General features: G+C 72.0%; 25 protein-coding genes. 14 read left to right on the forward strand and 11 right to left on the reverse strand.

Going from position 1 to position 24,974, the window contains the following annotated elements; all coding sequences use genetic code 11:
- Window positions 1-99: 99 nt before the first annotated feature.
- Entirely contained in the window at window positions 100-885 is a 786-nt protein-coding gene (locus tag ACGFZQ_RS49280) for a putative protein N(5)-glutamine methyltransferase (RefSeq protein WP_393846044.1), read from the reverse strand.
- Between the two features lie 33 nt (window positions 886-918).
- Window positions 919-1,971 (reverse strand): hypothetical protein, encoded by a 1,053-nt coding sequence (locus tag ACGFZQ_RS49285; protein ID WP_393846045.1) that lies wholly within the window; start codon window positions 1,969-1,971, stop codon window positions 919-921.
- A gap of 183 nt (window positions 1,972-2,154) precedes the next feature.
- On the opposite strand from ACGFZQ_RS49285, the gene ACGFZQ_RS49290 reads away from it, so the two are divergent.
- Window positions 2,155-2,556, forward strand: coding sequence for a MarR family winged helix-turn-helix transcriptional regulator (locus ACGFZQ_RS49290; RefSeq protein ID WP_393846102.1), 402 nt, complete (start codon window positions 2,155-2,157; stop codon window positions 2,554-2,556).
- Here ACGFZQ_RS49290 and ACGFZQ_RS49295 read toward each other — a convergent pair.
- Complete coding sequence (locus tag ACGFZQ_RS49295) at window positions 2,517-3,266, reverse strand: GNAT family N-acetyltransferase (protein ID WP_351736243.1); 750 nt, start codon at window positions 3,264-3,266, stop codon at window positions 2,517-2,519. The genes ACGFZQ_RS49290 and ACGFZQ_RS49295 overlap by 40 nt on opposite strands.
- The gene (locus ACGFZQ_RS49300) at window positions 3,263-4,186 is read right to left on the reverse strand and encodes an NADP-dependent oxidoreductase (protein WP_393846046.1); all 924 of its coding nucleotides are present in this window, start codon (window positions 4,184-4,186) and stop codon (window positions 3,263-3,265) included. Before ACGFZQ_RS49300 ends, ACGFZQ_RS49295 begins: the two co-directional genes overlap by 4 nt.
- Window positions 4,187-4,589: 403 nt before the next feature.
- Between ACGFZQ_RS49300 and ACGFZQ_RS49305 the strand changes: the two genes are divergently transcribed.
- The 5 genes from ACGFZQ_RS49305 (at window position 4,590) to ACGFZQ_RS49325 (ending at window position 8,954) form a co-directional block, all read left to right on the forward strand.
- Window positions 4,590-5,177 (forward strand): DUF3592 domain-containing protein, encoded by a 588-nt coding sequence (locus tag ACGFZQ_RS49305; protein WP_393846047.1) that lies wholly within the window; start codon window positions 4,590-4,592, stop codon window positions 5,175-5,177.
- 263 nt (window positions 5,178-5,440) lie between these two features.
- A complete protein-coding gene (locus ACGFZQ_RS49310) occupies window positions 5,441-6,409 on the forward strand; it encodes an acetylxylan esterase (RefSeq protein WP_393846048.1) in 969 nt (322 codons plus the stop codon).
- 20 nt (window positions 6,410-6,429) lie between these two features.
- On the forward strand, window positions 6,430-6,834 hold the full coding sequence (locus ACGFZQ_RS49315; protein WP_393846049.1) for a nuclear transport factor 2 family protein: 405 nt from the start codon (window positions 6,430-6,432) through the stop codon (window positions 6,832-6,834).
- Window positions 6,835-6,923: 89 nt separating this feature from the next.
- Complete coding sequence (locus ACGFZQ_RS49320; RefSeq protein ID WP_393846050.1) at window positions 6,924-8,090, forward strand: serine hydrolase domain-containing protein; 1,167 nt, start codon at window positions 6,924-6,926, stop codon at window positions 8,088-8,090.
- Window positions 8,091-8,210: 120 nt separating this feature from the next.
- Window positions 8,211-8,954 carry a GntR family transcriptional regulator gene (locus ACGFZQ_RS49325; protein WP_393846051.1) on the forward strand — a complete coding sequence of 248 codons (744 nt, stop codon included), beginning with the start codon at window positions 8,211-8,213 and terminating at the stop codon, window positions 8,952-8,954.
- Here the strand turns inward: ACGFZQ_RS49325 and ACGFZQ_RS49330 are convergent.
- The 6 genes from ACGFZQ_RS49330 to ACGFZQ_RS49355 all read right to left on the reverse strand — a co-directional run bounded on the left by ACGFZQ_RS49330 (window position 8,924) and on the right by ACGFZQ_RS49355 (window position 15,948).
- The gene (locus ACGFZQ_RS49330) at window positions 8,924-9,682 is read right to left on the reverse strand and encodes a class I SAM-dependent methyltransferase (protein ID WP_393846052.1); all 759 of its coding nucleotides are present in this window, start codon (window positions 9,680-9,682) and stop codon (window positions 8,924-8,926) included. The two genes, ACGFZQ_RS49325 and ACGFZQ_RS49330, sit on opposite strands and share 31 nt — an antisense overlap.
- A gap of 83 nt (window positions 9,683-9,765) precedes the next feature.
- Entirely contained in the window at window positions 9,766-11,673 is a 1,908-nt protein-coding gene (locus ACGFZQ_RS49335; protein ID WP_393846053.1) for a hypothetical protein, read from the reverse strand.
- 282 nt (window positions 11,674-11,955) lie between these two features.
- A complete protein-coding gene (locus tag ACGFZQ_RS49340) occupies window positions 11,956-12,717 on the reverse strand; it encodes an SDR family NAD(P)-dependent oxidoreductase (RefSeq protein WP_393846054.1) in 762 nt (253 codons plus the stop codon).
- Window positions 12,714-14,015: a histidinol dehydrogenase gene (gene hisD, locus ACGFZQ_RS49345; protein ID WP_393846055.1), complete on the reverse strand. Its 1,302-nt coding sequence runs from the start codon at window positions 14,013-14,015 to the stop codon at window positions 12,714-12,716. The genes ACGFZQ_RS49340 and hisD overlap by 4 nt, the downstream gene beginning before the upstream one ends.
- Window positions 14,016-14,044: 29 nt before the next feature.
- Window positions 14,045-14,980: a VOC family protein gene (locus ACGFZQ_RS49350; protein ID WP_393846056.1), complete on the reverse strand. Its 936-nt coding sequence runs from the start codon at window positions 14,978-14,980 to the stop codon at window positions 14,045-14,047.
- Entirely contained in the window at window positions 14,977-15,948 is a 972-nt protein-coding gene (locus ACGFZQ_RS49355) for a fumarylacetoacetate hydrolase family protein (RefSeq protein ID WP_393846057.1), read from the reverse strand. The genes ACGFZQ_RS49350 and ACGFZQ_RS49355 overlap by 4 nt, the downstream gene beginning before the upstream one ends.
- Before the next feature lie 242 nt (window positions 15,949-16,190).
- Between ACGFZQ_RS49355 and ACGFZQ_RS49360 the strand changes: the two genes are divergently transcribed.
- From ACGFZQ_RS49360 to ACGFZQ_RS49395, 8 genes are all read left to right on the forward strand, one after another.
- On the forward strand, window positions 16,191-16,496 hold the full coding sequence (locus tag ACGFZQ_RS49360) for an antibiotic biosynthesis monooxygenase family protein (RefSeq protein WP_393846058.1): 306 nt from the start codon (window positions 16,191-16,193) through the stop codon (window positions 16,494-16,496).
- A gap of 66 nt (window positions 16,497-16,562) precedes the next feature.
- Window positions 16,563-17,687: an FAD-dependent monooxygenase gene (locus ACGFZQ_RS49365; RefSeq protein WP_393846059.1), complete on the forward strand. Its 1,125-nt coding sequence runs from the start codon at window positions 16,563-16,565 to the stop codon at window positions 17,685-17,687.
- A complete protein-coding gene (locus ACGFZQ_RS49370; protein WP_393846060.1) occupies window positions 17,684-18,688 on the forward strand; it encodes an amidohydrolase family protein in 1,005 nt (334 codons plus the stop codon). Before ACGFZQ_RS49365 ends, ACGFZQ_RS49370 begins: the two co-directional genes overlap by 4 nt.
- Window positions 18,685-19,653, forward strand: coding sequence for a cyclase family protein (locus tag ACGFZQ_RS49375; protein WP_351736275.1), 969 nt, complete (start codon window positions 18,685-18,687; stop codon window positions 19,651-19,653). The genes ACGFZQ_RS49370 and ACGFZQ_RS49375 overlap by 4 nt, the downstream gene beginning before the upstream one ends.
- 8 nt (window positions 19,654-19,661) lie before the next feature.
- Window positions 19,662-21,068 (forward strand): FAD-binding oxidoreductase, encoded by a 1,407-nt coding sequence (locus ACGFZQ_RS49380; RefSeq protein ID WP_393846061.1) that lies wholly within the window; start codon window positions 19,662-19,664, stop codon window positions 21,066-21,068.
- A gap of 3 nt (window positions 21,069-21,071) precedes the next feature.
- Window positions 21,072-22,028 carry a fumarylacetoacetate hydrolase family protein gene (locus ACGFZQ_RS49385; RefSeq protein WP_393846062.1) on the forward strand — a complete coding sequence of 319 codons (957 nt, stop codon included), beginning with the start codon at window positions 21,072-21,074 and terminating at the stop codon, window positions 22,026-22,028.
- A gap of 185 nt (window positions 22,029-22,213) precedes the next feature.
- On the forward strand, window positions 22,214-23,197 hold the full coding sequence (locus ACGFZQ_RS49390) for a LysR family transcriptional regulator (RefSeq protein ID WP_351702733.1): 984 nt from the start codon (window positions 22,214-22,216) through the stop codon (window positions 23,195-23,197).
- Between the two features lie 51 nt (window positions 23,198-23,248).
- Entirely contained in the window at window positions 23,249-24,019 is a 771-nt protein-coding gene (locus ACGFZQ_RS49395) for an SDR family NAD(P)-dependent oxidoreductase (RefSeq protein WP_393846063.1), read from the forward strand.
- Window positions 24,020-24,022: 3 nt separating this feature from the next.
- Here the strand turns inward: ACGFZQ_RS49395 and ACGFZQ_RS49400 are convergent, their stop codons facing one another.
- Window positions 24,023-24,955 carry a hypothetical protein gene (locus ACGFZQ_RS49400; RefSeq protein ID WP_393846064.1) on the reverse strand — a complete coding sequence of 311 codons (933 nt, stop codon included), beginning with the start codon at window positions 24,953-24,955 and terminating at the stop codon, window positions 24,023-24,025.
- Window positions 24,956-24,974: the final 19 nt, after the last annotated feature.

Consider the following 24,974-nt stretch of genomic DNA (forward strand, 5'->3'; position numbering starts at 1 on the left):
TCCGTGAGCTCGTGTCGCCGCACCATACGGGCGTCCTGCCCGGCCAACCACGAGATCCACCCACCCAACCAAGAGCCATCAGAAACGGCCTAGTCCGGCCTAGTCCTGGTCCCGTACGCCGATCACGACGTTGGCGTACAGCTCCTCCGAGACCGCGAGCCGGGCGGTCAGGCCGACGACGGCGAAGGCGTCGACGGCTGCTTCGGCCTGGCGTTCGCTGGTCTCGACGAGGACGCAGCCGCCGGGCGCGAGCCACTCGGGCGCCCCGGCGGCGACCCTGCGCAGCACGTCGAGGCCGTCGCCGCCGCCGTCGAGGGCGACCAGCGGCTCGTGGTCGCGGGCCTCGGCGGGCAGCAGGCCCACCTCGCCGCTGGGGACGTAGGGCACGTTGGCCGCGAGGATGCCGACCCGGCCGCGCAGGGCGGCGGGCAGCGCGTCGAACAGGTCGCCGAGGTGTGCGTGTCCGCCGTAGGGGGCGATGTTGTGCCGGGCGCAGTCGACCGCGGCCGGTTCGATGTCGGCGGCGTGCAGTTCGGTGTCCCCGAGGGCGGCGGCGAGGGCCGCGCCCACCGCGCCGGAGCCGCAGCACAGGTCCACGACGACGGACGCGTCCGGGGCCTGCGCCAGGGCCCGGTCGACCAGGAACTCGGTACGGCGGCGGGGCACGAACACGCCCGGTTGCACCAGCACCCGCAGCCCGTGGAAGCCGGCCCAGCCGAGGACGTGTTCGAGGGGCTGTCCGGCGGCGCGCCGGTCCACCATCGTGGCCAGTTCGTCCGGGGTGCCGGCGGTGGCGAGGATCAGCTCCGCCTCGTCCTCGGCGAAGACGCAGCCCGCGGCGCGCAGCGCGGAGACGACGGCGGTGGTGTCGGAGAGGGAGAGCATCGCCGAGAGCCTATCCGGCCGCCGGTCCGCCGGTCACACGCCGACCGTTTCCTCCGCTTCCGCCTCGGCCTCGGCCGCCTCCGCCGTGAGCCCCGCGGGCGAGTCCGGTACAACCACGCTCGCGCCCCGGGCCTTGGCCCGCTCGTACGCCGCCGCGACCGCGGTGACCGCGAGGCCGACCAGGAGCCAGACGACGAGGGTCCACACGTTGCGGCCCAGGCCGTCGTCGCCGAAGTAGAGCAGGCTGCGGATGCCCTCGACGAAGCCGGCGCCGTTCCAGAAGGCGTGCAGGGTGCCGAAGAAGCCGTTCTGCAGCTCGGGGCGGAACAACCCGCCCGAGCTGGTGAAGTTGAGCATCACGAACAGCACCATCATGGCCAGCGTGGTCCACCGCTTCAGGAAGGTGTGCAGGCCGACACCGATGAGCAGGATGCCCGCCGAGTAGAGCCAGGCCATGCCCCAGACACCGGCCAGGTCGTGGTGGGCGAGGTGGAACACCGGTCCGGCGAGCAGCGCGCCGATGCCGCTGACGACGGCGGAGACGCCGAGCGCGAGCAGGGCGCGTATCCGCATGGGGAGCGTGCCGCCGGCCGCGCCGAGGGCGGCGACCGACGCGTAGGAGCCGATGCTCACCGCGATGAGCAGGAAGAACAGGCCCTGTCCCGTGGGGTCGTCGGCGACCGGCCGGGCCACGTCGGTGACCTTGAGCGGGACGCCCTCCTCGGCGGCGACGGGGGTGAAGACCTTCTCGACGGCGGTGGCGCCCATGTCGGACGCGGCGCTCGCGACCAGCAGTTCCGGCGCCTTGACGCTCGGCACATAGGCGCCGGTCACGGTACGGGAGGTCAGCAGATGGACGGCTGCGGTACGGGTCGGGACGGTACGGACGTCCAGCCGGTCACCCGCGGTGTCCTTGACGGTCTGCGCGAACACCTTCGCCTCCGGTCCGGCGCCGACCACGGCGACGGGCAGGTGGTTCGGCTCCGGGTGGACGAACGCACCCATGTACGCCAGCCCCATACCCAGGCACATCAGCAGCGGGGTGATCAGGTGCGTGAGCACATGGCGCAGTGCCGGTGATCTCATCGCGTACGACCTCCATACCTTCCGGCCAAACTAGTTGGCTTATACAACTCACACTCAAGTTGTACTATACAACTAGAACGTCGGAGGAGGAATTCCCGTGAAGGTGCAGCTGGTGTACATGCCGCCGTCGAAGGTCCTCCCGTGACGGCGGCCGAGGTGGCTGTCGAGACCATCCAGCGCGAGATGACGGCCTTCGCGCGCCGGGCCCGGGCGTCCGCCGGGCGTATGCACCCCGAGCTGTCACTGGTGTCGTACACGCTCCTCGGGCATCTGGAGGAGCGCGGCGGCTGCCGGGCGACCGACCTGGCCGCGCACTACGCGCTGGACAAGTCGACGGTCAGCCGGCAGGTGGCGGCGCTGGAGCGGGCGGGGCTGATCGAGCGGCGCCTGGACCCGGAGGACCACCGGGTCCAGGTGCTGCATCTCACGGACGCCGGGCAGGAGATCCTGGCCCAGGTCACCCGCAGTCGCCGGGCCGCGTTCCGGGAACGGCTGGCGGACTGGCCGGAGGAGGACCTGGTCAGGTTCGCCGGATACCTGGAGCGCTACAACGCCGGGACGTCCGCGGGCACCGGCGCGGACTGACCGAACGTCTGCGGCACCCGGGCCGCCAGGAAGGCGGTACGGCGGCGCAGCCGGAAGCCGAGGGACTCGTACAGCCGGATCGCGGTGGTGTTCTCGGCGCCGGTGTGCAGGAACGGGGTCTCGCCGCGTGCCCGGATGCCGTACGCGACCGCGCGGATCAGCCGGGTCGCCAGGCCCTCGCCGCGGTACGCCGCGTCGGTGCAGACCGCGCTGATCTCCGTCCAGCCCGGCGGGTGCAGCCGCTCCCCCGCCATCGCGATGAGCTTGCCGTCACGGCGGATGCCCAGGTAGGTGCCGAGCTCGACGGTTCGGGGCAGGAACGGACCGGGCCTGGTGCGCTCGACCAGGTCGAGCATCTCGGGCACGTCGGCGGGGCCGAGGCGGACCGCCTGCGGCTCCGGGACGGCGTCCATGCCCTCGTCCACCAGTTGCACGCCCGCGAGGTTCATGGTGAGCTCCCAGCCGTCCGGGAGCTCACCCCGGAAGCCGGCCAGCCCGACCTCCGCACCCGGTCCGGCCAGGGCGGCGAGGTCAGCCCAGTCCTGCGGGCCGGGATCGTCGGGCAGGGCCAGCCACGGGGAGACGTCCACCGGGTAGCGCAGCACCCGTCCACGCCGCTCGGCGAAGAGGGCGTGCGGGCCGGTGAGCGAGGCGAGGGCGGGGTTGTCCAGGACGTGCGGGGCGCCCGCGCCGGGGCTCGGGACGCTCATGCGGCGACCTCGATCACGATCTTGCCGCGCGTGTGCCCGTCCTCGACGGTGCGCAGTGCCTGGCCGGCCTCGGCGAGCGGGAAGGTCCGCGAGACGTACGGGTCGAGTTCACCGCCCACGACGAGCTCGGCCACCTCCTCGAGGACGGTGGCGGTACGGGCGCGTTCGACCCGGCTGCCGCCCAGCGCGGCCACGGCGTCCGGGGCGGCACCCGCGGTGATGAGCTTGGTGCGGTCGGCGAGCAGGCCGGCCGCCTCGGTGAGCACCTCGCCTCCGATCAGGTCGTAGACGCCGTCCACGCCCTGGGGCGCGGCGGCCCGCACCCGCTCGGCGAGGCCGGGGCCGGAGGGCACGTGCACGGCGCCGAGCGACTCCACGAAGTCCTTCTTGGCCTCGCTCGCCACGCCCACGACCCGCAGCCCCCAGGCGCGGGCGATCTGCAGGGCCGCCGCGCCGACTCCGCCGCCCGCACCGGTGACCAGCAGGGTCGCGCCCTCGGGCAGGTCCAGCTGGCGCACCCCGTCGTAGGCGGTGGCCGCGGCGACCGGCAGGGTGGCGGCGTCGGTGAAGGACAGCGCGGCGGGCTTGTGCGCCGTCACGGACGCCGTCAGCAGGGCGTACTCGGCGAACGCGCCGGCGGGCGTGTTGCCGAAGACCTCGTCGCCGACCGCGAACCCGGTGACGCCCTCGCCGATCTCCTCGACCACTCCGGCGGCCTCGCTGCCGAGGACGACCGGGAAGCGTGCCTCGCCCTCGCCCGGGCGACGGAAGCCGTTGCGCAACTTCCAGTCGACGGGGTTGACCCCCGCCGCCCGCACCGCGACCAGCAGCTCACCGGGGCCGGGAACGGGCCGGTCCACATCGGCGAAGGCCTCGGTCTCCGGCCCGCCGTGCCTGGTGTAGACGTACGCCTTGGGCATCGTTCTCCCTCGCTCTCTGATGCTGTCACCGGTGTCCCGCTACCGGCACTCTGCGGCAAGGACGATCGCCCGGCCGCTATTCCCGCACCCTCGGATCGTTCATACGGCCGCAATGATCGGGGCCCTGACCTGGGCCGCATCTGGCTGATCGCGTCACGGCAGGCCTGCCGGCCGGCCCGGCGGGGGCGTGCGGGCCGGATGCCTCGGGGCGCCGGGGCCGGGGGTGCGGCGCGCGGCGGAACCCGTGCTTCAGCCGGTGTCGCCTTCGTAGCGCCGGCAGGTGGGCCAGGTACCCCGTACGGGGTAAACAGACCGATGTGGACGCTGGCGTGCAAGGGGGGCACGCTGGAGCTGCGGACCGGCTGTCCGGCCCTACGGCTCCCGTGGCGGCGAGGAGGTCGACATGCGTACCCGAGTGCGTGGCTGGCGCTGGCGGCACAACCCGCTGCGGCGCAGGTCCGACCTGCTGGAGGCATGGATCGCGCTGGCCGTCGCGGTCCTGTTGTGCGTGGGTGCGCCCCTGGTGGGGGCGGTGGCGGGACTGTGGGCCCATGAGCGGGCACGGTCGGTGGCCACGGTGGAGCGGGCCGAGCGGCACATGGTCCGGGCGGTGGTCGTCGGGAACACGCCGGAGCAGCTGCCGTCGGTGGAGGGCGGCGACCGGGAGCACGCCTATCAGGCGGACGTCCGCTGGACCGAACCCGGCAAGGGCACGAAGACCGCCCTGGCCCGGGTGCCGGCGGGGACCCGGGCCGGTGACACCGTGGACGTCTGGTTCGACCGTCGGGGGCACGGCGTCGCCCCGCCGCCCGACGAGGTCGCCGTCTGGCAGCACACGGTCACCGTGGGCCTGTGCGGGACGGGCGGCGCCGCGGCCGTGGTGCTGCTCGGCCACGGTGTCGTCCGCCGGGTCGCGCTGCGGCACCGGCTCGCCGAGTGGGAACAGGAGTGGGCCCGCACCGGCCCGGACTGGACCCGCGGCCGAGCCTGAGGATCCGAAGATCCCCGCCTCCGCAGTTACTCTGCCCGCCGCCCGCGTCCGGGGTGATCCGACCACCTGTGACGGCGGCCCGGCCGCCGAGGATCCCCCGGCCGCCGCCGGCGACGAGCGGCCTGGCGCCCCTGACCAGCGGATCGACTTCCGAGGGCGGGGGTCACGGTAGGTGCCGGCCGGTACGGAAGCCTGGCGACTCGTCCGATGACCGACGTACGGTGTGATCATCCGCACGATCCCTTCGCCAAAGGCGGTTGTTGATGGCTCTGTTCGACCTTCCCTTCGACGAACTCCGCGAACACCGCAGCGCGTCGGTGGCGCCCGAGGACTTCGACGCCTTCTGGTCCAAGACGCTCCAGGAAGCCCGCGAGCACGATCTCGACGCCCGCTTCGAGCCGGTCGACACCGGGCTGTCGACGGTCGACGTGTACGACGTGACGTTCGCCGGGTTCGGCGGCCACCCGGTCAAGGGCTGGCTGCGGCTGCCGGCCGGGGCCACCGGACCGCTGCCGCTGGTCGTCGAGTTCATCGGATACGGCGGCGGGCGCGGACTGGCGCACGAGAACCTGCTGTGGGCGTCGACCGGGCGGGCGCACTTCGTGATGGACACCCGCGGCCAGGGCAGCGCCTGGGGCGGCGGGGGCGGCACCGCCGACCCGGTGGGCGGCGCCCCCGCCTTCCCCGGGTTCATGACACGGGGCATCGACGCCCCCGAGAACTACTACTACCGCCGGGTGTACACGGACGCGGTCCGGGCGATCGAGGCGGCCCGCTCGCACCCGCTCACCGACGCGACCCGGACGGTGGCGCTCGGCGCCAGCCAGGGCGGCGGGATCACCATCGCGGTCGGCGGCCTGGTCCCGGACCTGGCCGCGGTGGCGCCGGACGTGCCGTTCCTGTGCGACTTCCCGCGCGCCGTCACCCTGACGGACCGTCACCCGTACCGTGAGATCGCCCTGTTCCTCAAGACGCACCGCGGCCGCTCGGCGGACGTCCAGCGCACCCTGTCCTACTTCGACGGTGTGCACTTCGCGGCGCGCGGCCGGGCCCCGGCGCTGTTCTCGGCGGCCCTGGAGGACCAGACCTGCCCGCCGTCCACGGTGTTCTCGGCCTTCAACTCCTGGGCGCACGAGGACAAGGAGATCGAGGTGTACGACTTCAACGACCACGAGGGCGGCGGTCCGTACCACGAGGCGGCGAAGCTGAGCTGGCTGCGCGCCTACGCCTGAGAGACGGAGGGGCGCCGGAGATGGACACGCGCGAGGCCGCCGAGCGGTTCGTCCGGGTGTGGGAGCGGGGCTGGGCCGCGCACGACGTGGACGCGCTGCTCGCCCTGTACGCCGAGGACTGTGAGCACCGCTCGATGCCGTTCCGGGAACCGCACCGGGGCCGGGACCGGCTCGCCGAGTATCTGCGCTGGTCGTTCGAGGCGGAGCGGGTGACGGACGTGCGGTTCTCCGCGCCCCTGGTCGGGCCCGGCGGGGTCGCGGTGGCCGAGTTCCGGGTGCTCTCCGAGGAGAGCGGTACGGCGGCCACGCTGGCCGGGTGTGTGTTCGTGCGTTTCGACGGGCGGGGCCCGGCGGTGGCGAGCCGCGACTACTGGCACACCGCGGAGGGCCACCAGGAGCCGTACGGGGGTCTCTTCCTCCACTGACCTTCCCTCCAGTCCGACCAGTCGGTACGTTCGGGGTGCCCGGGCCGCAGCGTCGCGGTCCGGGTTTTCCGGCGTACGACGGAGGACGCATGTCCGAGCACGAGCCACCGGTCCACGGTCACTGCGAGCCGCGTTTCGCGGCGGTGCGGGAGGCTTTCGAGGAGAACTTCCGGGACCGGGAGGAACTGGGCGCCGCCGTGGCGGTCACGGCCGGCGGCGAGACGGTCGTGGATCTGTGGGGCGGCTGGGCGGACCCGGGGCGCGACCGGCCGTGGGAGCGGGACACCCTGGTGAACGTCTGGTCGACGACCAAGGGACCGGTCGCCCTGTGCGCACACATCCTGGCGGACCGGGGACTGCTCGACCTCGACGCGCCGGTGGCCGACTACTGGCCCGAGTTCGCGGCGGCGGGCAAGGAGCGGGTCCTCGTGCGGCATCTGCTCTCGCACCGCGCCGGCCTGTCCGGCCTGCGGGAGCCGCACTCGCTCCAGCAGCTGTACGACTGGGAGCTGACGACCGCCCGGCTGGCGGCGACGGAGCCCTGGTGGGAGCCGGGCACCCGGTCGGGGTATCACGCGATGACCTACGGCTTCCTGGTCGGCGAGGTGGTGCGGCGGGTGTCGGGCCTGCTGCCGGGGGCGTTCCTGGAGCGGGAGGTGACCAGGCCGCTGGGCATCGACTTCACCGTCGGGCTGCCGGAGAAGGAGGCCGGGCGGGCGGCGGTGCTGGACCATCCACGGGTCCTGTCGGACAGTGAACAGGCTGCGATCTTCAGCCAGTTGGCGCCGGCGGCGGTGGCGGCCCTGGCCAACCCGGGGGTGGGCGCGAGCGCGGCGAACACGCCGGAGTGGCGGGCGGCCGAGATCCCGGCGGCCAACGGTCACGGCACGGCCCGGGCGGTCGCCGTGCTGTACGGCGTGTTCGCGGGCCGGGGCGAGTACGGCGGCCTGCGCCTGCTGTCGCCGGAGGCGGCCGAGCGGGTGCGCGAGGGCCAGGGCAGCTGCCGTGACCTGGTGCTCGGGGCGGGTTTCGAGTACGAGACCGAGGTGGCGCTCGGCCTGTGGCTGAGCGGGGTGAACGGCTCCTACGGACCGAACCCACGGGCTTTCGGGCACGACGGGTTCGGCGGTTCGTGCGGGCTGGCCGACCCGGAGGCGGGGATCTCGCTGGGGTACGTGATGAACCGTATGGGGCCTCGGATCGCGGATGATCCACGCAAGACGGCCCTGGTGAACGCCCTCTACGCGAGCCTGTGAGGCCGGTTCGGTTTCGGCCGAACCTGTGAGCCGCCCTTCCCTGATGGTTTAGACCAATGCTAGATCTGGTCGCGCAATGAGCCCGCACGGCTACGTCTTGTCACCAACAGGAGGCGCGGCATGGCCCGCACCACCCAGCACGAACACTCCGAGAGCGAAGGGCAGCCCCTGTACGGGCGGATCGCGACACAGCTCCTCGGCGAACTGCGCGACGGCACCATCCCGCCGGGCGAACGGCTGCCCGGGGAACGGCAGTTGGCACAGCACTTCGGCGTCAGCCGGGAGACCGTCCGGCAGGCGCTGGAGGTGCTGCGCCACAGCGGTCTGGTCGCCACCGACCGGCGCGGCAGCCACGCCACGCTGCGCGGCCGGCCGGTGGAGAGCCCGGTCTCCCTGGCCTTCCCGGTGGGAGCCGGGACCACGGAGCACGGCGCGGTCGACCGGGCCACGGTGACCTGGGAGGAGCCACCGCCGGAGCACGCGGCGGCCCTGGGCCTCGCCCCGCACCGGCCGACCCTGGTCCACCGCTACGAATCCGCCTTCCCCGACGGCCGTGCCCTGCGCACCGCCGTGACCTCCTTCTCGGCCGTCGCCCTGACCGAGGTCGAGGAACTGGGCCGCTACCGGGACCGGGCCGACGGCACGGCCGCCGCACAACTGCGCCGGGCCTACGACTGGATGCGCAAGGCCGGCCTCACCCTGCACCACCGGGACTCGATCAGCCAGATCGCGGACGCGGCCTCGGTCCTGGTGACCCGCCGGGTGCACGACCAGTACGCCCGCCCGCTGGAGATCACCGACCTCGTGGTGGACGCCCAGCAGGACACGCTGGTCTACGAGTTCACGGTGCCGGCAGCCGGCTGACCTTCGCCGGCCTTCCTGGCCACGACGAGCCGGGCGCGCGGGCTGCCGTCGTCACGCCGGCCGAACTCGGGCAGCCCGCGCAACTCCACCGAGAACCCCGCCCGCTCCAACTCCCCCAGCACGGACCCGAGTAGGAAGGCCCGGTAGTACATGACGAACGGCGGCCGCCACACGGCGTTGCGCACCCGCATCACGGCGTCGAAGCCGAGCAGCGTCCAGAACCCGAGGCCGGTGGGGCGGGGCGGCGCCAGCACCGGGAAGGCGAAGGTGCCGTCCGGCCGCAGTACCGAGTGCACCTGGCCGAAGAGACCGGGCAGCTCCCCGGGCAGGAAGTGCCCGAACGCCCCGAAGCTGACCACCAGGTCGAAGGCGGGCCCGAACGGCAGGGCCCGGGCGTCGGCGCGCACCCAGTGCACGTCCGGCCCGTCGGGCGGGGGCAGGCGCCGGGCGATGTCGAGCATGCCGGCGCTGAAGTCGACGCCGGTGACGCTGTTCCGGCACGCCGGGGCCAGCACGTCCAGACCGGCGCCGGTGCCGCAGCACAGGTCGAGGCCGTCCGTGAACGGGCCCAGCGGGGTGAGCGCCTTGGCGACCGCCTCCAGGACCTGGTCCGGGGTCCGGAAGGGGGTGTGGTCGAACTTGGGGGCCAGCAGGTCGTAGCCGCGCTCGACCGAGGACAGGGCCTGGACGGTGAGCTCGCGGAGACTCGGGCCATCGGGGCTGAACATCCGGCCAGCTTACGGGAGCGACCGGCGCCGGACACGGCGCAGGCGCGGCCCGTACGACGGACCGCGCCGTCAGCCGGGTGGTGTCACGCCACGCTGAGCGTGAGGGCCCCCGTGTAGGTGGAGCCGGCGGTGAGGGCGGTCTCGGTGCCGTCCACCGTCAGCTTCACCGTCCTGCCGCGCGGCGCCCGCACGGCCGCGTCGGCGGCGAGGGTGAGGCTGGTCAGGTACGAGGTGCCGGTGACCGTCCAGGTCGAGCCGCTGTTCAGCCGGACGACGACGCCGTTGTTGACGGCAGCCTGCACGGTATTGGTGACGATGCCCAGTTCGTAGAAGGTGGACGAGTCGATGGAGGGCACCCGGTGCTTGGCCCCGGTCGCCGAGATGACGCCCTCGACGCGGGAGTCCTCGAAGGTGAGGACCATGTTCTTGCCGCCTCGCATGCCGTTGTAGAAGTCGCCCTTCAGCCTGATGGAGCTGAAGGTGGCGGCGCCGTCGGTGGCGTGGACGGCGGTGACGTCGAAGGAGGAGTCCTTGGCCGGGTCGGTGGTGGGCTCGGTGTAGACGCCGATGTTCATCATCTTGCCGTTGACGTTGACCGGCCCCGGGTCGTCCAGCTCGATCATCTGGAGGATGACACCGTCGCGCGGGTTGAGCCGGGCGCCCTGCGAGCCGTCGACCGAGATCGCCGTCTGCTGGCCCTTGTTGAGGAAGGTGGCCCGCTCGGAGTTGACGACGGTGCCGCCGTCCAGGGTGAGTTGACCGGCACCGAAGAACATGTAGCCGAAGTGACCGGAGTCGACGACCGTGCTGCGCACCGGCACGCTCGCCAACTCGGCCTTGGACAAGCCGAGTTCCAGTTCGGCGTTGAGCGCGGCGACCGCCTCGCGGGAGCTGTCGCCGTAGTGCACGACGGCGGCCGGTCCGGCGATGATCGTCGCGTAGGAGCCGACGTCGAAGCGGGAGCCGAGCACACGGACGGTGGCGTCGCCGATGGCGTAGGTGCCGTAGCCGTAGTCGCCGGTGTTGCCGACATGGCTGTTGATCGCGGTCAGTTTCAGCCCGCTGCCGCCCTCGACCGACAGCGCGCCCCACGTCTCGGAGAAGACGGTCGAGTTGAGATAGGTGGCGATGCTGTTCTTGCCGATCAGGTTGGTGGCGCGGACGTTGCCGTCGAGGCCGAGCATCCAGGGCACGGACTCCATGTAGGGGGTCTCGACGGTGGCCTGGTAGTCGGCGGGCAGCACGCCGTTGCGGGCGCGCAGGAAGGAGTCCTTGACCAGCACGTTGGCGCCGTTGTCGGCGATGACGGTGGTGCGGACCACGCCCTTGGTGCCGATCCGGGCGCCGTCCACGACCAGCCTGGTCGAGGAGCCGTCGCCGACCACGGCCGCGCCGTACCCGGCGAAGTCCGAACGGCCGTTGCCCGTCAGGGAGATGGTGGGGCTCTGCAGGGTGTAGCTGCCACTTTCGACGTAGACGCCGTTGAAGCACTCGCCCGTGGAGGTGATCGACACGTTCCGGGCGGCGGCGTCGGTGACCTTGCCGCCGCGGACGGCGGAGAGCACGGACTTCGCGGAGTCGACCCCGTCGGTGCCGACGTAGAGGGCCTGCCGGAACGGGAAGGTCAGCGTCTGGTAGGTGACGTCGTTGGACTCGGCGACCGTGAGGACGACGTCGCCGCGGTAGGTGCCGGCCTGGATGAGGGTCGCGGTGCCGCCGGTCGCGGTGAGCAGCTGGCCGGTCTCCACGCCGTCGACGGTGAGGCTGATGTCGTACCCGTCCGGGGCGGCGATCCTGCCGCCGTCGCCGACGGTCAGCAGGCTGACCCTGGTGGTCGCGGCGAGTTCGTAGGTCTCCCCCGCACCGACGGAGAGCGTGCTGCCCGACGCCTTCGGCGCGGCGGTGGCGGTGCCGGAGGCGACCGGAACGAGCGCGGCCGCCGCTGTGGCGGAACCGGCGATCAGAAAGGAGCGTCGGGATGTCAGCGTCATTGCAGGCCTTTCCACGGGTGGAGTGCGCCGTCGCGCAGAGTCACGAGTCGCCCGTCGAGACCGAGGCGACGAAGGCACTTGAGGTGTGCAGGTGGGAGTGAAGCAGCCTGCGGAAACCTGGGACAGGCCTGGCACACACGCATCCCGGAACCCGATGCCTTCGATCGTCCCGCTCACTTGACAGCGATCACACAGAGTGGCCACAGTCCATGACAGTGGGGACGCACGAAGGCGAGGCGGACGGCCCGCGCGCCGTCCACCTCGCCGTGTTTCCCCGGGTGACTACGCCGGTGCGACCATCCCCGCCGACAGGTCGATGTCCGCCCCGCACAGTCCGGGCATCGCGAGCATCGCCACCAGGGCGCGGGCGACCTCGTCCTCCTCGACCAGCCGGCCGAGCGCGGCCCGGGAGACGAAGTCGCGTTCCGCCTCCTCGACGGTGGAGCCGGTGAGTTCGGCGGTGAGCCGGAAGTTGCGGTCCATGCGGGGTCCCCGGACCGGGCCCGGGGAGAGGGAGTTGACCGCGACCCCCTGGGGGCCGACCTCGCCCGCGAGGGTCCGGGTGAGGCCGATCAGGGCCATCTTGGAGGCGGTGTACGGCGTGCGGTGGAGCAGCGGGCGCTTGCCGCTGACCGAGGCGACGTTGACGATGTCACCGCGTCCGGCGGCCAGCATGGGCGGCAGAAAGGCCCGGCACATGAGGTAGACGCCGCGGACATTGGCGGCGAACACGTCGTCCCACTCCTCGGGTTCGATGTCGACGAGCGGCCGCACCGGTCCCGCGACCCCGGCGTTGTTGACGAGCAACGACACGTCCTCGTCGCCGAGTCGGCGGGCCAGGGTGCGCACGGACGCCGGGTCGGAGACGTCGCACACCGCCGTGCGGGCCGGTTCGCCCGCCTTGGCCGCCGCCTCGGCGAGGGCCTGCTCGTTCCGGCCGACGAGGACCACCCGGGCACCGGCGTCGACGAGCGCCAGCGCGAACGCCCGGCCCAGCGGACCTCCGCCGCCGGTGATCAGGGCCGTACGGCCGTCCAGGCTCACCCTTCGTTCCAGGGCAGCTCGTCGCCCGCGGCCTTCGCGGCCCGTACGTCGCCGGAGCGGGCGTGCCCCTCGAACAGCTCGACCCGGGAGGCGCGTCCGCACAGCCGCCCGAGCAGGGCCTGCGAGGCGGTGTCGGTGACCTCCTGGTAGGTGACCGTCTTCAGGTACTTCCCCACCCACAGGCCGCCGGTGTAGCGGGCGGCACCACGTGTGGGCAGCACATGGTTCGTGCCGATCACCTTGTCGCCGAACGACACACAGGTGCCCTCGCCCAGGAACAGCGCGCCGTACTGGGTCATCTTCTCCAGGGCCAGGCGCGGCTCGGTGGTGAGCACCTCCACGTGCTCGAAGGCGAACGCGTCGGCGAGGGCGTACAGCTCGTCGAGGGTGTCGACGACATGGACCTGGCCGTGGTCGCGCCAGGCGGGCCCGGCGTAGTCGCGGGTGGGCATCGAGGGCAGGATCCGCTCGACCTCGGCGATGGTCTTCTCGGCGACCTCACGGGAGGTGGTGACGAGGACGGCCGGGGAGTCCGGGCCGTGCTCGGCCTGGGAGAGCAGGTCGACCGCGCAGACGAACGGGTCCGCCTGCTCGTCGGCGAGGACCAGGATCTCGGTGGGCCCGGCGAACAGGTCGATGCCGATCTCGCCGAACAGCTGGCGCTTGGCCTCGGCCACATAGGCGTTGCCGGGTCCGGCGATCAGGTTGACCGGCTCCATGGTGTCGGTGCCCACGGCCATGGCGGCCACCGCCTGGACCCCGCCGAGCAGCCAGATCTCGTCGGCGCCCGCCAGGTGCATGGCGGCGACGGTGGCGGCGGGGATCTCCCCGTGGATGGGCGGGGTGCAGGCGACCACACGCGGTACGCCCGCCACCTTGGCGGTGACGATGGTCATATGGGCGGAGGCGGTGAGCGGGTACCGGCCGCCGGGTATGTAGGCGCCGGCCGCCTGCACCGGGATGTGCTTCTGCCCGAGCCGTACCCCCGGGAGCGTCTCCACCTCGAACGCGCGCAGGGAGTCCCGCTGGTGGCGGGCGAAGCCACGGACCTGTTCCTGGACGAACGTGATGTCGTCGATGACCTGCCGGGGCACCGAGGCGACGATCTTCTCGACCTCCTCGGCGCTCAGCCGGAAGGAGTCGGGGCTCCACTTGTCGAACTTCTCGGAGTACGCGCGGACGGCCGCGTCACCGCGTTCGCGGATGTCCGCGATGACGCCGGCCACGGTGGTGCGTACCTGGTCGAGGGAGGCGGCCACCTCGGCCCCGGGTACGGCGTGCTTCAGGATCTCTGCCACAACTACGGCCTTTCTCAGGAGGATCGGGGTTACACCGGGGGCGCTTCGAAGAGCACGTCGGGGTCGTTGAACTGCTCCTTGGCGACCGACTCGCTCATCGGGTCGGCGGTGCCCCACTGGTCCTGGGTGACCGGGTCGGCCACGTCGTGGCGGCCGGGGTGCCAGAGGTCCTCTTCGAGGACGGCGAGTTCGGTGGTGTACTCGACGGTGTTGCCGTGCGGGTCGTGGAAGTACGAGAAGGTGTTGTCGCCCGCCAGGTGCCGTCCCGGCCCCCAGGTGAGCCGGGTCCCGGCGCGCAGCGCACGCCCGGTGCCGCGCATGTACTCCTCCACACCCCGCATCTCGAACGAGGCGTGGTGCAGCGACACGTGGGGCCCGCGCGCGATGGCGAAGGAGTGGTGCAGGGGGCTGCACCGCAGGAAGTACATGAGGTCACCCATGTGCGTGGAGTACAGGGTGTCGGTGAGCCGGAAGCCCAGGTGCCGGACGTAGAAGTCGCGCAGTCCCTCCGGGTCCTGGGAGTTGACCACACAGTGCGACAGCCGCACCGGGACGGCCTCGCGCTCCTCGATCCTGCGGTGGCTGCGGGTGGCCACGTCGGCCGAGACCTCGACGACCCGCCCGTCGGGGTCGAAGAAGCGCAGCCCGTAGCCGCCGCCGGGGGTGTCCAGCGACCGGGGCTCGTGGATGATCCGCACTCCGGCGCGGCCGAGCCGTACGGTGAGTTCGTCCACCGCCGCCGGGGACACCGCGCCGAAGGCGACGAGGTCCATCCGCTTCCGCTCGTCCTTGCGGATGCGGACGATGTACTGCTCGGGGCTGCCCTCGGCGGCGAAGAACGCGATCCCGTTGTCGTTCGCCACCTCGGTCAGGCCCCAGGTGGTGCCGTAGAAGGCGCGCTGGGTGGCGAAGTCCGGTACGGCCAGGTCGACATGGCGCAGATGGCTGACGGGCTGGAAGGTCATGGGTGGCTCCTGACGGTGTTGCGCTGACGGCCGAGGCCGGTGATCTCCGCCTCGATCACGTCTCCGGGCTTGAGGAAGACCCCCCAGTGCGCGCCGTTGCCGGCCGGGGAGCCGGTGAGCAGCAGGTCGCCGGGGCGCAGGGTGGTGGTCGTGGAGGCGTAGGCGATCAGCCGCGGAATGTCGAAGATCATGTCCTTGGTGGACTCGTCCTGCCGGACCACCCCGTTGTGCCGCAGCGTGATCCGCAGGTCGCCGGGGTCGCCGACGAAGTCCGCGGGCACCAGGAAGGGGCCGGTCGGCAGGAAGGTGTCGGCGTTCTTGGCGGTGAACCAGTCGGTGCCGATGGCCTTCAGATCGGGCCGGTAGAGCCGGTCACGGGTCGTCAGGTCGTTGCTGATCGTGTACCCGGCGACGTACGCCATCGCCTCCTCGGCCGGGATGTCCTTCCCCGGCCTCCCGATGACCAGGGCGAGTTCGAGTTCCCAGTCGTGCTGGTCGCCGAGCGCGGGGAGCACGATGTCGTCGTAGGGGCCGCACAGCGCGCGCGGTGATCCGAGGAAGATGTACGGGATTCCGGCGCGGATCCGTTCGTCCATCATCTTCTCGGCGTCGGCGCGGGCCTCCTGCGGGGTGGCGCCGTGCACGCTCTCCTTCTCGGCGGCGACCAGATCGACCACGTGTTTGCGGTAGTTGGCGCCGCTCTGCAGGATCTGGCCAGGCTCGATCGGTGTCAGGATCCGCAGGGCGGCCAGGTCGTGCCAGATGCCGTCGGCTTCGGCGGCGTCGGCCAGTTGGTGCAGCCGGGGCAGCCAGCTGTCCCAGTCCTCGACCAGCGCGCGTACCGACGCCACCAGGCCGGAGAGGTCGCGGATCCGCGCGCCGGCGACCAGCCCGGGGAAGGCGGCCGCGCCGTCGCTGAAGGTGCCGAGCGCGAAGGGGCCGGCAGGGGAAGGAAAAGGTTCGGGCACGGGCGGCTCTCCTCGTACGGGTGCGGGCTCGCCTTCGACGCTAGGCACCGCACACGGTCGGCGGAAATGGCCGTTGGCGATGGCTGCCATCGCCCGCGGTTCCGCCCCCTGCCCGCACTGACGTGCGGCGCCGCCATCGTCGTACGGGATGGATGCCGTCCCCCTTGCCGATGCCTCGATCCGTTGACCCTGCACGGACCGCCGACCAGGCTCGATGCCACCCCGAACCCGAGGAGAACACCGTGGTGGTCGAGCATGCGGAGCTGACCGTCGAGGAAGGCCGGGAGGCCGAATTCGCGGAGGTCTTCGGAAAGGCCCGCGAGGTGCTCGCCGAGGCCGGCGGTTTCCGCTGGGCGGAGCTGCTGCGCTGCGACGAACGGCCGCGGACCTTCCTGCTGCTGGTCGGCTGGGAGTCGGTCGAGGCGCACACGGTCGGCTTCCGGGAGTCGGAGCGGTTCGCGCGCTGGCGGGCGCTGGTCGGCCCGTACTTCGCGGCGCCGCCGGCCGTCGAGCACTACCACGAGCTGGGCCCGCGCTTCACCGGCTGACAGCCGCAGGCCGCTGACCCCTGCCTTTCCAATTTGAGGTCTTTCTACGTTGAACAAGGATCGCCCATGCCCGTTCACAAGGTGCTCGTCGTCGGCGGCGGCATCACCGGAAGCGTGCTGTGTCTCGCGCTCGCCCAGCGCGGTGTCGAGGTGGAGCTGGTCGAGATCTCGCCCCGGTGGTTCGGGGTGGGCCATGGCATCACCATCCAGGGCAACGCGCTCAAGGCGCTGCGTTCGGTCGGCGTGCTTGACCGGGTGCTGGCCCGGGCGGTGCCGTTCGACCTCATGCGGCTGCGCCGGGCGGACGGCGGTCTGATCACCGAGCTGGAGACCCCGCACACCGGCGGTGCGGACCTGCCGTCCACGGCGGGCGCGCTCCGCGCGGACCTGCAGAACGCGCTGTGCGACGCGGTGTACGCGCACGGCGTCACGGTCCGTCTGGGCCAGAGCGTCGAGCGCCTCGCCCACTCCCCCGATCACATCGATGTCACCTTCACCGACGGCTCCGCCGGCCGCTACGACCTGGTGGTCGGAGCGGACGGCATCAACTCGGCGATGCGCGCGCTCATCGGCATCACCACGAAGCCTCGCCCGGTCGGTATGTCGATCTTCCGGGTGGTGGCTCAGCGGCCCGCCGAGATGGACTGCGCCGAGGTGTACTACGGCGGCCCGCGCTACAAGGCGGGGTACAGCCCGATATCCGGCGACCAGTGCTACGCCTACCTCCTCGACGAGAACCTCGACGCCTCCCTGATCGGCCCGCGCGCCTCGCTGGACCTGCTGCGCGAGCGCGGCGCCGGGTACGGCGGCACGTGGGGGAGGATCATCGCCTCGCTGCCGGACGACACGGCGGTGGACTACCGCTGGATCGAGGCGGTGCTGGTCGACGAGGACTGGTACCGGGGCCGGGCGATGGTGATCGGCGACGCGGCGCACGCCTGTCCGCCGCTGATCGCGCAGGGCGCCGCGATGTGCATGGAGGACGCGGTGCTGCTGGCCGAGCTGGTCACCGCCGACGAGCCGGTGGACCGGGCCCTGGCCCGGTTCATGGCCCGGCGGCTGCCGCGGGTGCGGATGGTGCTGGACAACTCCCTGCGGCTCGCCGAGTGGGAGATCCACCCGGAGACCCCCGGCGCCGACCCGGCGCGGATCATGTCGGAGACGCTCTCCTCGCTGACGGTGGCCGCATGAGCACGCCCGTCGTCGACTTCCACGGCCATCTCGCGGTTCCCGGGGCCGACGCCCTGGTGGCCGGCACCGAGGGCTTCGCGACCGAACTGGCCGCCGAGCAGCGCGCCCACTCCCCCGCGTCGCTGGCCGCCAACCGGGCCCAACTCCAGCGGCTGACAACGCAGTTGACGGATGTCGGTGCCCGTCTGGCCGACCTGGACGCGATGGGCGTCGACGTCCAGGTGGTCGGCCCGATGCCCATGCACCACTACTGGGCCGGCCCCGATCTGGCGGTACGACTGGCCCGTACCGTCAACGAGTCGGTGGCCGCACACTGCGCCGCCGCGCCCGAGCGGCTGCATGGCCTGGGCACGGTACCGCTCCAGCACCCGGACCTCGCGGTCGCCCTGCTGGACACGGCGGTCACCGAGCTGGGCCTGCACGGCGTCAGCGTCTCCACCACCGTGGACGGCCGCGAGCTGGCCGACCCCGCGCACGACGAAGTCTGGCTGAAGGCCGAGGAGTTGGGCGCGGTGGTCTTCGTGCACCCCTGGGGCTGCTCGCTCGGCGAGCGGCTCGCCACGCACTACCTCGGCAACACGGTCGGCCAGCCCGCCGAGACCACGGTCGCGCTCTCCCGGCTGATCTTCACCGGGGTCCTGGACCGCTTCCCGAGGCTGAAGCTGGTGGCCGCGCACGGCGGCGGCTATCTGCCGACGTACATCGGCCGCTCCGACCACGCCTGGCGGGTACGGCCGGACGCGCGCGGCTGCGCCGAACCGCCCAGCTCCTATCTGCGCCGGATGTGGTTCGACGCCCTGGTCTACACCCCGCGCGCGCTGCGCCATCTGGTCGAGGAGGTGGGCGCGGACCGGGTGGTGCTCGGCACCGACCACCCCTTCGACATGGGGGTGACGGACCCGGTGGCCCGGCTCGACGCGGCCGGTCTCGATCCGGTCGCGCGGGACGCGATCGCCGGGGGCAACGCCCTGGAACTGCTGCTGAAAGGACACGTCCGATGACCGTCGGTCCCATCGAGGAAGAGCTCGCCAAGGCCCGTGCCCTGTACCGCAACTGGGGCCGCTGGGGCGAGGACGACGTGCTGGGCACACTCAACTTCGTCGACGACGCGATCCGCGCGCACGCCGCCGGTCTGGTCCGGCGGGGCCGTTCCTTCTCACTGGCGCAGGAGTTCAACGAGTCGGGTCCGCAGCGCGGCTTCCGGGGCCGGATCAACCCGGTGCACTACATGCGCGACACCGGCTCCGACGCGGCGGCCGGCACCCAGGGCTTCCCGCACGGTTTCGGCGGCGCCGACGACCATGTGCTGATGCCGCTCCAGGCCTCCACGCAGTGGGACGGGCTGGGCCACATCTACGACAACAAGCAGGCCTGGAACGGCCGTCCGTGCACGATCGTCAACGGCGACGGCGACTCCGTGACCGGCATCGAGCACATGCGGGACGCTTTCACCGGCCGCGGGGTGCTGCTCGACGTCGGCCGGGCGGCCGGCGACGCGCGCGGTGAACTCCCGGACGGCTTCCCGATCCTGGAGGAGCACCTGCGCACCACCATCGAGGCGCAGGGCGCCACGTCGAGTGTGCGCCGGGGTGACATCGTGCTCGTCCGCACCGGGCAACTGGGGCGGGTGCGGCGGCTCGGCGAGTGGGGCGGGTACGCGGCGGGGGACGCGCCCGGCCTGTCCTTCACCACCCTCGGCTGGCTGCACCGCACGGAGATCGCGGCCATCGCCTCCGACACCTGGGGCCTTGAGGTGCGGCCGTACGAGTTCGCCGAGCCGGCGATGTCGCCGCTGCACCAGATCGCCATCCCCAACATGGGCCTGCCGCTGGGCGAGATGTGGGATCTGGAGGCCCTGGCGGAGGACTGCGCGGCCGACGGTGTCTATGAGTTCCTGCTGGTCGCGGCGCCGCTGCCGGTGACCGGCGCGGTCGGTGCCCCCGTCAACCCCATCGCGGTCAAGTGAGCCGCCCGGTGACCACGATCAATCGGGGGACGGCCCCCGAACCCCCGGACGAGAACCGCTTCTCCGGCACCCTGCACCTCCCCGGTGACGAGGGCTTCGAGGAGGCCGTGTACCGGCGGGTCTTCAACGCCCGCCGCCCGGCCGGCCGCACCCCCGCGGCCGTGCTCGAGGCGGCCACCGAACAGGACGTGGTCGAGGGCGTACGGCTCGCCCTGGAGCGCGGCTGGCAGGTCACCGTGCGCTCCGGCGGACACAGCTGGGCCGCGTGGTCGGTGCGCCGGGACACGCTGCTGATCGACCTCGGCGGCTTCCGCGAGATGGCGTACGACCCGCGGACCGGGATCGTCACGGCCACTCCCAGTGTCAAAGGCGGCGACGAACTCAACCCGTATCTGGGTGAGTTCGGACGGTTCTTCAACGGCGGCCACTGTCCGTCGGTGGGCATCGGCGGTTTCCTGCTCCAGGGCGGGCAGGGCTGGAACGCGCGCGGCTGGGGCTGGGCGGCCGAGAACATCGTGGCGATCGACGTCGTCACGGCGGACGGCGAACTGGTCCGGGCCGACGAGAGGCGGCACAGCGACCTGTTCTGGGCGGCACGCGGTGCGGGCCCGGGGTTCTTCGGGGTCGTGACCCGCTTCCATCTGCGCACCCGCCCGCTCCCCGGGCACCTGGCGCACACCGTGCACGCCTACCCGCTGGACCTCTTCGACGAGGTCATGACCTGGTTGCACGACACCCATCACACGGTCTCCGACCTGGTGGAGATCGTCGCTCTCACCCAGACCCCGCCCGATCTCGACGGACCGGTGCTGCTGGTGACGGGTGTGGCGATGACGGAGACCCCTCAGGAGGCGGCCGAGGCGCTCGCGCCCCTGCACGCCAACCCGTACGCCGACCGGGCCCTGTTCCGGGTCGAGGCCCAACCCACCACCTTCGCGGAGCAGTTGGCCGGGCAGCGCACCGCCAACCCGGAGGGCCACCGCTACTTCGTCGACAACGCGTGGCTGACCGGCACCGCCGAGGAGGTCGTCCCGGCGATCCGCAAGGCGTTCACCGAACACCCCACTCGGGGGACCTTCACCATCTGGTTCTCCATGGCCCCGTTGCGCCGACTGCCCGACATGGCGTTCTCGTTGCAGTCGGAGATCTACTGCGCGAGCTATGTCGTCCACGACGAACCGGGGCGGGACGCTGAGCTGCGCGGCTGGCTGGACGGGGCGATGGCGGCGATGGAGCCGGTGACCGCCGGCCAGTACCTGGGCGATTCCGACTTCACGGTACGGCAGTTGAGGTTCATGGGCGACGAGCAGTGGCGGCGGCTGATGGAGATCCGGGCAGCCCGTGATCCCAAGGGCGTGTTCGCCGGCTATCTGAGCGCCGGGACCGTCACCAACACCAACCACTGGGAGCAGTGAGCCATGCGTTTCGCGACATACGAGCACGAGGGTGAGGAGCGCGCCGGTGTGGTGCGGGACGGGGTGATCCACCCGCTGCCCGAGGGGGTGAGCGTCCTCACGCTCGTCGAGGCCGGCGTGCTGTACGCGGCCGGAGTCGAAGCCCTGGACTCCCCCAGCGGGCCGACGGTGGACCGGGTACGCCTGCTGCCACCGCTGAAGCCGCCCTCGATCCGGGACTTCGTCGGGTTCGAGGCGCACATCGAGGGCGTTTCGAAGTCGCTGGACGGTCTGGAGCGGGTGCCCGAGGAGTGGTACCGGGCGCCCAACTTCTACTTCACCAACCCGCATGCCGCCTACGGCGCGCACGACGACGTGCCGGTCCCGGCGGGCTGCTCGGTGCTGGACTTCGAGCTGGAGGTCGGCGCGGTCATCGGCCGCAGCGGCCGCGATCTCACCCCCGAGCGGGCCGGGGACCACATCATCGGCTATCTGGTCTTCAACGACTGGTCGGCCCGTGACCTGCAGAAGCCGGAGAAGAACCTCGGCCTGGGCTTCTCCAAGGGCAAGGACTTCGCCAACACGCTCGGCCCCTACCTGGTCACCGCCGACGAGGTGCGGGACCGGCGGGATCCGGACGGCTTCCTGGACCTGGAGATGACGGTCACCCTGAACGGGGAACTGATCGGCCGGGACACCCTCGCCAACGCCTCCTGGACCTTCGAGGAGATGATCGCCTACGCCAGCCGGGACGCCTGGGTACGGCCCGGTGACATCCTCGGCTCGGGCACCTGCGGCTGGGGCTCGCTGGCGGAGTTCTGGGGCCGGCTCGGGGAGCGCACCCCGCCCCCGCTGAAGCCCGGCGACGAGGTGACGCTGAGCGTCGAGGGGCTCGGCACGGTGTCCAACCGGATCGTGCCCGGGCGGGCGGACGCCTACCTTCCGCGGGCCCGCAAGAGGGGCCGCACCCCGCGCCCGTAGCACCCGAAGCTGTGGGGGGCCTGTGGTGCGCGCAGGCCCCTCCACCTGGGGGTATCCGGTGCCCGGATGCCTGGCATCGCATCTTCCTGAGAGTCGCCCCGACCCCCTTCCTCGACGGCCGTCCGCTGGTTAACCTCCCGTTTCACCGAAGCTTCAATGACGTAGCCGGCCGGAAGGTGACACCCGTGGGTCTCGGAGCGATCGATCTCAATCTTCTGGTGGCACTGGAAGCGCTCCTGGAGGAGAAGAACGTCACCCACGCGGGGGTACGGCTGTCCACCAGCCAGTCCGCGATGAGCGGCTCGCTGGCCCGGCTGCGCCGGCACTTCAACGACGAGCTGCTGATCCGGGTGGGCCGGGAGTACGAGCTGACACCCCTCGCGGAGCGGCTGCTGCCGGTCGTCCAGGGCTCGCTGCAGAAGGCCGAGGAGGCGCTGTCGCTGACCCGGCACTTCGACCCGGGACGCAGCCGCCAGCGGTTCTCCGTGGTCATGTCGGACTACGTGATGACGGTGTTCGTGGAGCCGCTGCTGCGGGTCATCGCGGCCGAGGCGCCGGGCGTCCGGATCGACTTCCACCCGATCGTCGACGGCCAGCTGGAGACCGAGACGCATCTGCGCTGCCACGACCTGATGATCGTGCCGCTCGGCTACCAGCTCCCCGGGGTCAGCGAGGCCGTGATGCACGACCGGTTCGTGTGCCTCGTCGACCCGGACAACCCTCGCCTGGTGGACGGCCGGCTCACCCTGCGGGACCTCGCGGAGATGCCGCACGCGGCCTGCGCCATCGGCAAGAGCCACACCCCCGCCGAGCGCCAGCTGGAGACCCTCGGGATCACCCCGAAGGTCCAGGTCAGCACGCCCGGGTTCAGCGTGCTGCCGTTCCTGGTGAGCGGCACGGACCTGGTGGCGATGGTCCCGGAACGGCTGGCGAGGCGGTACGAGGGCTTCGCGCGCTGCGCGGTCGTACCGGCGCCGTTCCCGGACGTGCCGCTGGTGGAGGCCATGTACTGGCACCACAACCGGCACGCCGACCCGGCCCACCGCTGGCTGCGGGACACGGTCCGCAAGGTCGGGGCCGCGCTGGGCGAGGAGCCCCCGCACGAGATCGCCGACGTGGATGCCAGCCATCCCGAGAGCGCGTTTCCGCAGCTGTCCGCGGCTTCCTAGCGTGGACGGGAGGACATCCCGCACGCACCCTCGGAGGACATCGTGGAAGCCGTGAGCCGCACGCGCCTGGCGGGCCGTACCGTCGTCGTCACCGGAGCCGCCCAGGGCCAGGGAGCCGCGGAGGCGGCCGCGGCCGCCCGGGAGGGCGCCACGGTGATCGCGACCGACGTGCTGGACGAGGCCGGCGAGAAGCTCGCCGCGGCCCTGCGCGCCGACGGCCTCAACGTCCGGTACGTCCGTCTGGACGTGACCTCGCCGGAGGACTGGACGGCACTGGCCGCCTCCCTCGACGTCGTGCACGGTCTGGTGAACAACGCGGGCATCCCGATGCGGGCCCGGCTCGGCCAGGTCGAACTCGCCGACTGGAACCGGGCGTTCGCCGTGAACACCACCGGCGCCCTGCTCGGCATCCAGGCCCTGGCCCCGCTGATGCCGGCGGGCTCCTCGATCGTGAACGTCGGCTCGGTCGCCGGGCTCACCGCCCATCACGCGGTCGCGTACACGACCAGCAAGTGGGCGCTGCGGGGCCTGTCCAAGGTGGCGGCCCTGGAGCTGGCCCCGCGCGGCATCCGTACGAACGTGATCCACCCCGGGTACATCGAGACCCCGCTGATGGCCACCGCCAACCCGGTGTTCGTCGCCGCCCACCTCGCCATGACGCCGCAGGGCCGGCCGGGCACGGTCGACGAGGTGGCGCCGCTCGTCGTCTATCTCCTCTCCGACGAGGCGTCGTACGTCAACGGCGCGGAGATCACCGTCGACGGCGGTTACTCGGCGCACGGTCCGGTGAAGGCGATCACCGACGCCCTCGACCGGGGCTGAGCGTCAGCTTTTGAGCTGCTCCAGCGTGGACCTGGTGTCCGTCTTCAGCCAGTCCGTCACGTTGTCGAGTGTCGGCGGGTCGGTGTCGCTGTCGTACGAGGAGAAGTACGCGCTGTAGTACATGGTGTACGTCATCCAGCCGTCCCGCACCGCGAGCGTGGCGTACCGCGAGCCGCTGGTGGTGGAGCCGTTGCTGGTGTCCTGGGTGACCAGGTAGGCCTCCTCGCCGATGCCGCTCACCGGGCTCACGTCGTAGTCCGTGTGGCTGTCGCCGTACTTCTTCCAGGTGGCCGTGAACTCCGGCCCCGGGTCGGTCTTCTTGTGCAGGTCGACCGTCATGGTGAGATAGGCGTCCCCGTAGCTGGAGCTGGTCTTCTTGAGACTGAGACTGCAGTAGCTCTCGTCCAGCGCCGGGTCCTTCAGCACGTTCTTCGTCGGGGACGAGTCGTCGACGGGGTACTCGTCCTTGAACGACGAGTAGTCCGCGCCGGAGCAGAGGTTCGCGGGCGCCTGGTAGCCGCGCAGATCGGCGCGGGTGCCGAAGCCTCCGGTCAGGAAGATGCCGCCCGCCCAGGCGGCGGAGGCGACCACCGCGCCCACGACGGCCCACAGCACGGCTCTCCCGGCCGCGTTCCCGCCCGCCGACGGCGGTGCGACCGGGGGCGGGTAGCCGTAACCGGGCTGCACGGCATAGGGGTTGCCCTGCTGCGCGCCTTGTTGCGGGGGTGGCGCGGGCTGGTTGACGAGGGTCGGCTGGGCGTAGGGGTTCTGCGGGGGCGGCGACTGCGGGTTCGGATACGGGTACGCGGTCGGCTGGGGCTGCTGGGGCGCTACCGCGGGCGCCTGGTCCGGCTGCTGCGGTGGCTGCTGGGGCTGCTGGGGAGTCGACGGCGGTTGCTGCGGCGAGGACGGCGGCTGCTGCGGTGGCGTGGACATGTCGTGAAGATAAGGCATT

It is taken from the genome of Streptomyces sp. NPDC048254 (genome assembly GCF_043201895.1).
GTDB lineage: Bacteria > Actinomycetota > Actinomycetes > Streptomycetales > Streptomycetaceae > Streptomyces.

Excerpts from the sequence above, each read along its gene's own strand:
- ACGFZQ_RS49285 (WP_393846045.1), bottom strand. The coding sequence starts at position 1,971 with ATGAGATCACCGGCACTGCGCCATGTGCTCACGCACCTGATCACCCCG.
- ACGFZQ_RS49320 (WP_393846050.1), top strand. The coding sequence starts at position 6,924 with ATGTCCGAGCACGAGCCACCGGTCCACGGTCACTGCGAGCCGCGTTTC.
- ACGFZQ_RS49365 (WP_393846059.1), top strand. The coding sequence starts at position 16,563 with ATGCCCGTTCACAAGGTGCTCGTCGTCGGCGGCGGCATCACCGGAAGC.
- ACGFZQ_RS49325 (WP_393846051.1), top strand. The coding sequence starts at position 8,211 with ATGGCCCGCACCACCCAGCACGAACACTCCGAGAGCGAAGGGCAGCCC.
- ACGFZQ_RS49280 (WP_393846044.1), bottom strand. The coding sequence starts at position 885 with ATGCTCTCCCTCTCCGACACCACCGCCGTCGTCTCCGCGCTGCGCGCC.
- ACGFZQ_RS49330 (WP_393846052.1), bottom strand. The coding sequence starts at position 9,682 with ATGTTCAGCCCCGATGGCCCGAGTCTCCGCGAGCTCACCGTCCAGGCC.
- ACGFZQ_RS49350 (WP_393846056.1), bottom strand. The coding sequence starts at position 14,980 with ATGACCTTCCAGCCCGTCAGCCATCTGCGCCATGTCGACCTGGCCGTA.
- ACGFZQ_RS49335 (WP_393846053.1), bottom strand. The coding sequence starts at position 11,673 with ATGACGCTGACATCCCGACGCTCCTTTCTGATCGCCGGTTCCGCCACA.
- ACGFZQ_RS49370 (WP_393846060.1), top strand. The coding sequence starts at position 17,684 with ATGAGCACGCCCGTCGTCGACTTCCACGGCCATCTCGCGGTTCCCGGG.
- ACGFZQ_RS49295 (WP_351736243.1), bottom strand. The coding sequence starts at position 3,266 with ATGAGCGTCCCGAGCCCCGGCGCGGGCGCCCCGCACGTCCTGGACAAC.
- ACGFZQ_RS49290 (WP_393846102.1), top strand. The coding sequence starts at position 2,155 with ATGACGGCCTTCGCGCGCCGGGCCCGGGCGTCCGCCGGGCGTATGCAC.
- ACGFZQ_RS49315 (WP_393846049.1), top strand. The coding sequence starts at position 6,430 with ATGGACACGCGCGAGGCCGCCGAGCGGTTCGTCCGGGTGTGGGAGCGG.
- ACGFZQ_RS49400 (WP_393846064.1), bottom strand. The coding sequence starts at position 24,955 with ATGTCCACGCCACCGCAGCAGCCGCCGTCCTCGCCGCAGCAACCGCCG.
- ACGFZQ_RS49305 (WP_393846047.1), top strand. The coding sequence starts at position 4,590 with ATGCGTACCCGAGTGCGTGGCTGGCGCTGGCGGCACAACCCGCTGCGG.
- ACGFZQ_RS49375 (WP_351736275.1), top strand. The coding sequence starts at position 18,685 with ATGACCGTCGGTCCCATCGAGGAAGAGCTCGCCAAGGCCCGTGCCCTG.
- ACGFZQ_RS49385 (WP_393846062.1), top strand. The coding sequence starts at position 21,072 with ATGCGTTTCGCGACATACGAGCACGAGGGTGAGGAGCGCGCCGGTGTG.
- ACGFZQ_RS49310 (WP_393846048.1), top strand. The coding sequence starts at position 5,441 with ATGGCTCTGTTCGACCTTCCCTTCGACGAACTCCGCGAACACCGCAGC.
- ACGFZQ_RS49300 (WP_393846046.1), bottom strand. The coding sequence starts at position 4,186 with ATGCCCAAGGCGTACGTCTACACCAGGCACGGCGGGCCGGAGACCGAG.